10 protein-coding genes and 1 pseudogene are annotated in these 8,510 nt (G+C 42.8%); 2 read left to right on the top strand and 9 right to left on the bottom strand.

Annotation, left to right across the window (positions count from 1 at the left end; all coding sequences use genetic code 11):
* Positions 1-257: hypothetical protein (locus Q9Q35_RS01665; protein ID WP_304651850.1), on the bottom strand; the 257-nt coding region annotated here is incomplete at its 3' end.
* An 826-nt stretch (positions 258-1,083) separates the two neighbouring features.
* Between Q9Q35_RS01665 and Q9Q35_RS01660 the strand changes: the two genes are divergently transcribed.
* Positions 1,084-1,281, top strand: coding sequence for a CsbD family protein (locus Q9Q35_RS01660; RefSeq protein ID WP_304651849.1), 198 nt, complete (start codon positions 1,084-1,086; stop codon positions 1,279-1,281).
* Positions 1,282-1,361: 80 nt separating this feature from the next.
* Here the strand turns inward: Q9Q35_RS01660 and Q9Q35_RS01655 are convergent, their stop codons facing one another.
* Positions 1,362-1,610 (bottom strand): winged helix-turn-helix transcriptional regulator, encoded by a 249-nt coding sequence (locus Q9Q35_RS01655; protein ID WP_304651848.1) that lies wholly within the window; start codon positions 1,608-1,610, stop codon positions 1,362-1,364.
* A 138-nt stretch (positions 1,611-1,748) separates the two neighbouring features.
* Between Q9Q35_RS01655 and Q9Q35_RS01650 the strand changes: the two are divergent.
* Positions 1,749-2,054: pseudogene (locus Q9Q35_RS01650) on the top strand (family 1 glycosylhydrolase); the annotation flags it as partial.
* Positions 2,055-2,118: 64 nt separating this feature from the next.
* Here the strand turns inward: Q9Q35_RS01650 and Q9Q35_RS11945 are convergent.
* From Q9Q35_RS11945 to dhaK, 7 genes are all read right to left on the bottom strand, one after another.
* Positions 2,119-2,211, bottom strand: coding sequence for an IS3 family transposase (locus tag Q9Q35_RS11945; protein ID WP_370648871.1), 93 nt, complete (start codon positions 2,209-2,211; stop codon positions 2,119-2,121).
* Between the two features lie 512 nt (positions 2,212-2,723).
* Positions 2,724-4,301, bottom strand: a complete 1,578-nt coding sequence (locus Q9Q35_RS01645; protein ID WP_304651847.1) for a glycerol-3-phosphate dehydrogenase/oxidase — start codon at positions 4,299-4,301, stop codon at positions 2,724-2,726.
* 23 nt (positions 4,302-4,324) lie between these two features.
* Complete coding sequence (glpK, locus tag Q9Q35_RS01640; RefSeq protein ID WP_304651846.1) at positions 4,325-5,815, bottom strand: glycerol kinase GlpK; 1,491 nt, start codon at positions 5,813-5,815, stop codon at positions 4,325-4,327.
* Between the two features lie 77 nt (positions 5,816-5,892).
* A complete protein-coding gene (locus Q9Q35_RS01635) occupies positions 5,893-6,600 on the bottom strand; it encodes an MIP/aquaporin family protein (protein WP_304651845.1) in 708 nt (235 codons plus the stop codon).
* A gap of 1 nt (position 6,601) precedes the next feature.
* Positions 6,602-6,979 carry a dihydroxyacetone kinase phosphoryl donor subunit DhaM gene (gene dhaM, locus Q9Q35_RS01630; protein WP_304651844.1) on the bottom strand — a complete coding sequence of 126 codons (378 nt, stop codon included), beginning with the start codon at positions 6,977-6,979 and terminating at the stop codon, positions 6,602-6,604.
* Entirely contained in the window at positions 6,976-7,566 is a 591-nt protein-coding gene (gene dhaL, locus Q9Q35_RS01625; RefSeq protein ID WP_304651843.1) for a dihydroxyacetone kinase subunit DhaL, read from the bottom strand. The genes dhaM and dhaL overlap by 4 nt, the downstream gene beginning before the upstream one ends.
* Positions 7,567-7,579: 13 nt before the next feature.
* On the bottom strand, positions 7,580-8,488 hold the full coding sequence (gene dhaK, locus Q9Q35_RS01620) for a dihydroxyacetone kinase subunit DhaK (protein ID WP_370648872.1): 909 nt from the start codon (positions 8,486-8,488) through the stop codon (positions 7,580-7,582).
* Positions 8,489-8,510: the final 22 nt, after the last annotated feature.

Below are 8,510 nucleotides of genomic sequence, written 5' to 3'. Positions count from 1 at the left end.
CTTGCCTCTTCTTGTGCGATACGTTCGCTTTCGGCTTCCGCGCTCTCGGATTCAGCAATACTTTCTGACTCCGCACGCTTACTTTCAGCTTCTTCACTAGCAGCCTTTTCACTTTCTTCTTTAGCAATGCTTTCTGATCGTGCTTCAGCTTCTGAATTATCTTCGCTACTGCTAGAGCAAGCTGTTAGAAATGAAAATGATAGGAAAATAATTGCGATAACACTCAGCAAAGAGTGCTTTTTAGACTTTTTCTCCATAATGACATACCCCTTAGATTTATTTTTAAATATAATTTAATTTTACTAAAATATTAGAGAGTCAGCCAAAGGAGATTGCTGTATAAAAACGCTAATTTAGTGTGATCGTACTAAAAAGTACGCTAGAAAAACGTGATAGCGGTGTATATTTTTATTATCGACGATCGTGACTTGTACTGTGGCGAAAATCATCGTTATCGACGGCATGATCGTCTCCGTTTAAGGTAGAAGGACTCTTGCTCAGTTACATTCTGTGTAGCGGTGACACTTTCTTGCTGTTTGGACTATAATCGGCAGTTGAGCTATCATCTGAACTGTCAGTTTCATTATCTTCAGCTGCAAAAATGTCATCATCAGCTAGAGCAAATAGGATAGTAATGGCAAAGAAAATTTTTAAGTACTTTTTGTTGGGGGATCCTAGTAGAGTATAAGCATCCTAACAAAGAAATAACTTGTAATAAAGGCAAAAAGTCGGCTACTTCCAAAACTCTTTTAAATAATAAAAATCAAAATTACTCTTAATTGTGCACAATATGCAATTTGAGAAGGACTAGTAACTTAACGGAAAAAGTGCTATCCTATAAATGTAAACGCTATCGCAAGTGGATCCAAGAAAGGGGAAAATGAAAAATATAGTTGATATCTATTCGGCGTGATCATATTTAGCTTGGTATTAACGAATTTTGTGATGAAGTTTTACATAGAGCAAGAGATCTTGCTTGAGTTTGTCGCTCATTGAGTAATTACATTGACGTGCACTGAAATCTTGATGGCGTTTGATCAAAATTTTCGGTGCTATTTGTTTAGAAGATAATGGAGGAATTTTATGAGTAAATTAGATGGTTTTAAAGATGAAGTTGTTGGTAAAGTCAAAGAAACAGAAGGTAAACTTACGGGTGACAAAGTTCGTGAGACCCAAGGTAAAGGACAAGGTTTAGTCGGCAAGGCTAAATTAAAAGCCGAAGAATTAAAAGATGATGTCAAAGCTGGTGTTGATGAACTAAAAGAAAAATTTGATAAATAGTATAAAGAGGTCCAACTATGATACAAAAAATCATAGTGGGACCTCTTTATTTACTAGGCGTTTCGTTTGTTATATAGAGTTCATGGCAATTCATGATAGAGCTGGATAAAGTTTTCCAAGTGAGGCAAGGTCAATGATAAGTAGCCATAATCACTGGTATCAACAATGCCTTTTTGCTTTAGCCGTTCACGATAGACAGACATCAAGGAAGATGAGAAGCCTAGTGCATCACGAATATCTTTGATACGAGCTCTACCACTTTGGGCGATCGCAGCTAGAACATCTTGATCTTTGACAGATAGCTCTTGCCAGATCTTTTGATAGACCAATTCCTGAAGATATTGATCAAATTCGGGTAAAAGCTGTTCGATAGTTTGCGGTTTTTGTTGATACCAGAGATAACCTAAAACTTAGTAGGCAAAAGGATAGTCCTTTGTTGTTAATGCCATTTTTTGTGCCACCTTACTGTAGTGGAAAATGGGTTAGGTGCAACTGATATGCTTGAAGATGACCAGATCAAGGATGATTATCGGATCACATATTTAAGTGATCATATCGATGCTTTACAAAAGAGTCGATATGAAGATGGGGTAGAGATCTGGGGTTACACGACATGGGGCTGTATCGATCTCATCAGTGCTAGTACGGGTGAATTGAAGAAACGTTATGGTATGGTCTATGTTGATCTGGATGAAAATGGTCATGGGTCTGGAAAACGTCTACGTAAAGCGTCATTTTATTGGTATCAAGACTGGATAAAACAACAAAAATAAAAGTATATTTGGTCGACTTGATCGCACTGGACACTATCAAGTGGACAACTAAATAATTAAAATTCTAGGCAGTCTGATTTCGGTATTCTTCTGGGGTTAGGCTGTTTAATTTTGTTTGGTAACGTTGAGTGTTGCAAAATTTGATATGATCAGTCATCACTTTTACTAGCTATTTGTATATTTCAAAACTTTTCCAGTTGTAGTCTCCAACTTTAAAATGACTCCAAAAGATTTTCATTGGTGCGTTGTCAATATATTTCCTACCCTGTGACGTACTTCTTGTTGCATAGCTTGATGTCAGGCGAACATATTGAAAACCACGATCACTGTGTAATAAAATAGTAGATCCATTTGGCGTTTTGAATGCCTTCTCCAAACTTTTTCATCACAAATGGGGCATCATTTCTTCTTTCAATTTCAAAGGCTACGATATAGCTCTTTTAGAGAGGATGAAAACTCATGGGTCTTAGAGATATCGGTGCGATTCTTAGTTCAAAATTACTTTTGAATGATCCAGGCCGTAGTAGTTATTCTAAATAGCCTCTAGAGATGTTAAAGAAAAGGCAGTGGATCCTATCCTCAATAACTGATGTGCAAAGTATCGAAATATTTGAAAATAATAAAAAACGTAACTTCACTCTAGCTTAGCGAAGTTACGTCAAAAGGAGGTTATTGTAAAATATAGCCGTCAGCGAGTTGGCAGAACTCGTTGACTTGTTCTTCTTCCCAAGCTTGATCTTTACCGAGCTCAGTTGCCATGATGTGGGCTACTTTAGGCGCCATTTCCTTTGCGACCCGAGCATCAAGATAAAGGGCGCGGATCCGTCGTGCTAACACATCGTCTAGCGTTTGCGCCATTTCTTCGCGCACTGCCCAGACTACTTGGGCTCCGGTGAATTCGTATTTAGGATGAAGTGGTAAGGCAAGTTCAGGATCATCTTCTTGTAAGCGTAAGATGGCTGCTTGGTCACTTCCGTAAACATAACGCCAATCTTTACGTTCTGCTTCAGTCGTCTTTTTAGCACCGTGGATCTTTAATTCACGGGTCACACAATCTTTTGGTGGAAGTTTTGCTACTTTGATCGCTAAATCAACTGTTTCTTCTGCCATTTGACGGTAAGTCGTCCATTTACCACCAGTGATCGTGATCAGCCCAGACTCATTTGAAAATAGTTTGTGGCTCCGTGAGATCTCTTTAGTCTTATCGCCGTCACCATCTTTGGGAGCAGCTAATGGACGTAAGCCAGCATAAGCAGCCAAGACATCAGCTCGAGTTGGTTTACGTTCGAGGTATTCACCGGCTGTCTCGAGGATAAAGTCGATCTCTTCATCCAGTGGCCGTGGCTCTAAGGTGAATTCTTTTAGTGGTGTGTCCGTTGTGCCTAAGATGACCTTATTATGCCATGGCACACAGAACAAGACCCGTCCATCAGAGGTTTTCGGGACCATGATCGCGTCATTGCCTCCTAAAAATGATCCGTCAACGATCAAGTGAACACCTTGCGAAGGACGCACGGTAGCTTGATGATCTTTGGTATCCATCTCAAGGATCTGGTCAACGAAGATCCCAGTTGCATTGATGATAGCTTTACCACGCAGACTGAATTCTTCACCGGTAAATTCATCTTTTACGGTGACACCAGCTACCTTAGCGAATTTCTTTTGGACCGAAGTTACTTTGACGTAATTGACTAAAGTTGCACCGTATTTTGTTGCTGTCTGCATAAGGTTGACAGCTAGACGTGAGTCGTCGAATTGGCCGTCATAATACATCACACCACCGACCAATTTATTATGCTTGATCTGTGGGATCGCATCGATGACTTTTGCTTTGGAATATATCTTAGAGCGTCCGATATTCAATTTGCCAGCCAAAGCATCATAGACTTTCATCCCAATACTGTAAAATGGCTGTTCCCATAATTTGTAATTGGCAATGATGAATTTTTGGTTTTTGACCAAATGAGGCGCATTTCGAGCTAAGCGCCCCCGTTCATGTAGGGCTTCTCGCACTAAACGGACATCACCTTGGGCTAAATAACGTACCCCACCGTGAACGAGTTTGGTCGAACGACTTGAAGTTGATTTAGCAAAGTCGCTTTGTTCTAATAAGACGGTCTTGTAACCACGTGAGGCTGCATCGACGGCGACACCTAAGCCAGTCGCACCTCCACCGATAACGATCACATCCCAGCCATCAGGGTTGTTTTTTAGATATTCAATATTTTTTTGTCGTGAAATAGGCATCAAATCACTCCGATCTAATTGGATTATTCAAAGTAACGTGTTGCAGCGACTGCTTTTTGCCAACCGCCGTACAATTTATTGCGTCGTTTGTCATCCATTTGGACTTCAAATCGTTTCCCATCTTTGATAACTGCTTTGATCTCATCAAAGTCTTGCCAGTATCCCACAGCTAAACCAGCAAGGAAAGCTGCACCGAGGGCGGTGGTTTCCAAGTCACCTGCGCGTTGGACAGGGGTGTTTAAGATATCTGCTTGGAATTGCATCAAGTAATCATTGTTAGCAGCGCCACCATCGACTTTGAGCACTGGAATATCGATCCCGGTATCTTCTTGCATCGCACCGAGGATGTCACGGACTTGGTAGGCGATACCTTGTAAAGTCGCTTTGATGAAATCTTTTTCAGTCGTTCCACGTGTCAAGCCAAAGACCGCGCCACGGGCATCTTGATCCCAATAAGGAGCACCTAGACCAACGAAGGCAGGCACCACGTAAACTTCATCTTCATTTTTGGAAGCAAGCGCAGCAGCTTCTGATTGACTGGCTTTTTCGATGAGTTTTAAACCATCACGTAGCCATTGGATCGATGAACCCGCGACAAAGACAGAGCCTTCAAGCGCATAGTTGATCTCACCGTTGATCCCATAACCGATCGTGGTCAAAAGGTTATTTTTGGATAATTGTGGCTTGTTGCCCGTGTTCATCACGATAAATGAACCAGTACCATAGGTGTTTTTGACCATGCCAGGTTCAAATGCCATCTGACCAAAGAGAGCGGCTTGTTGGTCACCGGCCATTCCTGCGATCGGAACTTTAGAACCAAAGAAATGATAAGTTTTAGTCAAACCGTAGATCTCTGAGTTAGAAACGACTTTAGGTAACATTTCCCGGGGAATATTTAAAATATCCAAGATCTCTTGGTCCCATTCTAAGGTGTTGATATTAAAGAGCATCGTCCGACTAGCATTGGAGTAATCGGTCACATGAACTTTACCATCAGTTAATTTATAGACTAACCAGCTATCGATCGTCCCAAAGAGCAATTCGCCTTTTTCAGCGCGCTCTTGAGCGCCAGGAACATGATCGAGGATCCAGCGTATCTTGGTCGCTGAGAAGTAAGAGTCGATGATCAAGCCGGTCTTTTCATGGAAGAGATCAGAGTAGCCTTGTTCTTTTAGTTCATCAGCGATCTGAGCGGATTGGCGTGATTGCCAAACGATCGCATGATAGATCGGTAGGCCAGTTTCTTTGTCCCAAACGACCGTAGTCTCACGTTGGTTAGTGATCCCGATCCCTGCTATCTGATCAGGCTTGACCCCTGATTCGATAAAGGCACCTGCGATCACAGATTGAACAGAATTCCAGATCTCATGTGCATCGTGTTCGACCCAACCAGCTTCAGGGAAATACTGGGTGAATTCTTTTTGGCTCGTGCCAATGTGGTTGCCTGCTTTATCAAAGATGATCGCCCGTGAGCTGGTAGTTCCTTGATCGATCGCCATAATATATTTTTCCATGTGGTCATCCTCCTGAATTGTAAACGTTTTCCTTCGTAAGTGTATCGTGTGCAATCAATAAAAGTCAATTACTTAGCTTAACCGTTGATCCATACATGGACAAAGCTTGCCAAGATCCCACCGCAAAGTGGTCCGATGATCGGTACCCAAGCATAGCTCCAGTTAGCATTAGCTTTATGGGGAACAGGTAGGATGCTGTAAGCTAAACGTGGCATCAAGTCGCGGGCTGGATTCAAGGCAAAGCCAGTCGTCCCACCTAAACTTTGACCAACGACCATGATCAAAAGACCAACGATCAGTGGTTTGAGTCCAGTGGTGAAATTTCCCAAGTTAAGCAAGATCAAAATAAAGAAGAAGGTCGCGATGCATTCGTTCAAGACGTTAAAGAATGGTCGATCGATCGCAGGACCGGTAGCAAAAATGCCGACTGAGTTGCCATCTTTGTTTGGAGTAGCTTTGAATTGGGGATAATAGTATAAAATAACGAGTGCTGCACCGGTAAAGGCACCGAGGCCTTGACCTAGAAGATAAGGTAAGACTTCATTCCAAGAAAAGAGACCAGCACTAGCAAAACCTAGTGTTACAGCGGGATTCAAATGTCCTTGTGATCCCATTTGACCAGCGATATAGACGCCAAAGGTCACTGCCATGCCCCAAGCAAGAGTAATAAACATCCAGTTTTGGCCACGAGCATAATTATCTTTTAAATTAACACCGGCACCACAGCCGACCCCTAAGAGGATCAAGACCATGGTTCCAAAAAATTCACCTAAAAAGCCTGACATATTATCCATCTCCTTTGATTTGTAATAGTTCTAGTTGTTTTTCGATCTCGGGCAGATCGACGCCAGCTTGGAGCAATGAAGCTGCAACGTAAGCACCTTCGATCAAAGCTGTATCGTACAAGTGGACTGGTTTTGTGCTAAATTCGCCAGCCATTTCGAGATTCATCTTGGCGCTACCAAGATCATAAAAGGCTAAGATCTCGGTAGCTGAATTGTCCTCTAAAGCTGCTGTGATCTTATCAAGACTAGTACCGATCTCATGGTCATCGGTACCGCCAGCAAAAGTGATCGCAATATCGGGTGCGATCTGTTTGAGTAATTTAGGGACACCCTGAGCGATCTGTTCAACGTGTGAGACGATCAATATTCCATAACTCATTTAAGATCTGCCTCCGTTTCTAATAGGGCATCAAAAAGATAACCACTTGAAACTGCTCCTGGATCGAGGTGTCCAACTGAGCGTTCACCCAAGTAAGAAGCCCGACCGCGTTTAGCAACTAGTTCTTTAGTCGCTTCGACTGCTTGGGCTATCTTTTCAACTGTTAACTGTCCAGCCGTGTATTTAGGAACAACGACTTCCCAAACATCGACCATCGTTTTGTCACCAAGATCAGCCCCACCGCGTTGCTTGATACCTAAGACTGCAGCATTCAAGAGTTCACTGAGATCAGCAGTCGTATTGCTCTTTTTGGCCATTTCTAAAAAAGCAGTCCCATATAAAGGTCCAGCAGCACCACCAACTTTGCTGATCAAAGACATCGCGACTAATTTGAGTCCAGTGGTCAGATCAGCTGGCTTTTTGGTAGCAAGTGCTTCAGTCACAGCCCGCATACCTCGAGCCATATTATTGCCGTGGTCACCATCGCCGATCGGTGTATCTAGTTCACTGAGATAAGCTTTCTTAGCATTGATCTTAGCTTCAAAAGTGTTCATCCAGGTAGTCAAGGTTTCAACTGTCAGTTCCATATCAAATTCCTCCTCACCAAGCGATCGTGTCGACTTGATAGTTTAAATATTCTAGCCATTTTTCATCAGCCAATTCGAGGACGGTCAATGAGATCCCTGCCATTTCGAGCGAAGTCATGTAGTTGCCAACTTTGCTGAAAACAGGGGTGATATCTTTTGCTTTGAGCCAGTTAAAGACATCATTACTGAAAATGTATTGTTCCATTAATGGTGTTGCGCCCATGCCGTTGATGAGCACGGCGTATTTTTTAGTAGCGTCAAACAGCAAAGTTTCATCTAGCTTTGTGAGCATTTCTGCGACTAGTTCTTTAGAAGGTTGGAGTTTTTCACGGCGATAACCAGGTTCACTGTGGATACCGACCCCATATTCGATCTCATCATCGGCTAATTCAAAGCCTGGTTTGCCAACTTCAGGAACTGTTGCGGCACTTAAAGCCACACCTAAAGTCTTAAGATGTGGCATGACTTTTTTTGCTAAGGCTTCGATCTCAGCAAGACTTGCTTTTTGATCAGCAGCAGCCCCTAAGATCTTGTGCATCAGGACCGTACCGGCGACACCGCGCTTACCTTGAGTGTAGAGGCTGTTTTCAACTGCGATATCGTCATCGACAATGATCGAGCTGACTTTGATGCCGTCTAGTTCGGCCATATCTTTAGCCATCTCAAAATTCATCACATCACCCGAGTAATTTTTGATGATCAAAAAGACACCAGCGCCAGTATCACTAGCTTTGATCGCTTCATAGATCTGATCAGGTGTTGGTGAAGTGAAGACTTGCCCACAGACAGCGGCACTCAACATACCAGAACCAACGAATCCAGCATGTGCCGGCTCATGTCCGCTACCGCCTCCGCTGACGAGCCCAACTTTTCCCTGCATAGAGGTACGATCAGCGCGCACAACAGCAGTCGTTTCTGGCAGTTGCGTTAGGTAGGTCGGATAT

Origin of the sequence: uncultured Ligilactobacillus sp. (assembly GCF_948826705.1) — a bacterium.
Lineage (GTDB): Bacteria > Bacillota > Bacilli > Lactobacillales > Lactobacillaceae > Ligilactobacillus.
The sequence above is the reverse complement of the archived record's forward strand: the minus strand, read 5'-3'. Positions and strand labels throughout refer to the sequence as shown.

Bases quoted from the DNA above. Each gene is read 5' to 3' on its own strand.
- Q9Q35_RS01660 (WP_304651849.1), top strand. From the start codon at position 1,084: ATGAGTAAATTAGATGGTTTTAAAGATGAAGTTGTTGGTAAAGTCAAA.
- dhaM (WP_304651844.1), bottom strand. From the start codon at position 6,979: ATGAGTTATGGAATATTGATCGTCTCACACGTTGAACAGATCGCTCAG.
- dhaL (WP_304651843.1), bottom strand. From the start codon at position 7,566: ATGGAACTGACAGTTGAAACCTTGACTACCTGGATGAACACTTTTGAA.
- Q9Q35_RS01635 (WP_304651845.1), bottom strand. From the start codon at position 6,600: ATGTCAGGCTTTTTAGGTGAATTTTTTGGAACCATGGTCTTGATCCTC.
- Q9Q35_RS11945 (WP_370648871.1), bottom strand. From the start codon at position 2,211: ATGACTGATCATATCAAATTTTGCAACACTCAACGTTACCAAACAAAA.
- Q9Q35_RS01645 (WP_304651847.1), bottom strand. From the start codon at position 4,301: ATGCCTATTTCACGACAAAAAAATATTGAATATCTAAAAAACAACCCT.
- glpK (WP_304651846.1), bottom strand. From the start codon at position 5,815: ATGGAAAAATATATTATGGCGATCGATCAAGGAACTACCAGCTCACGG.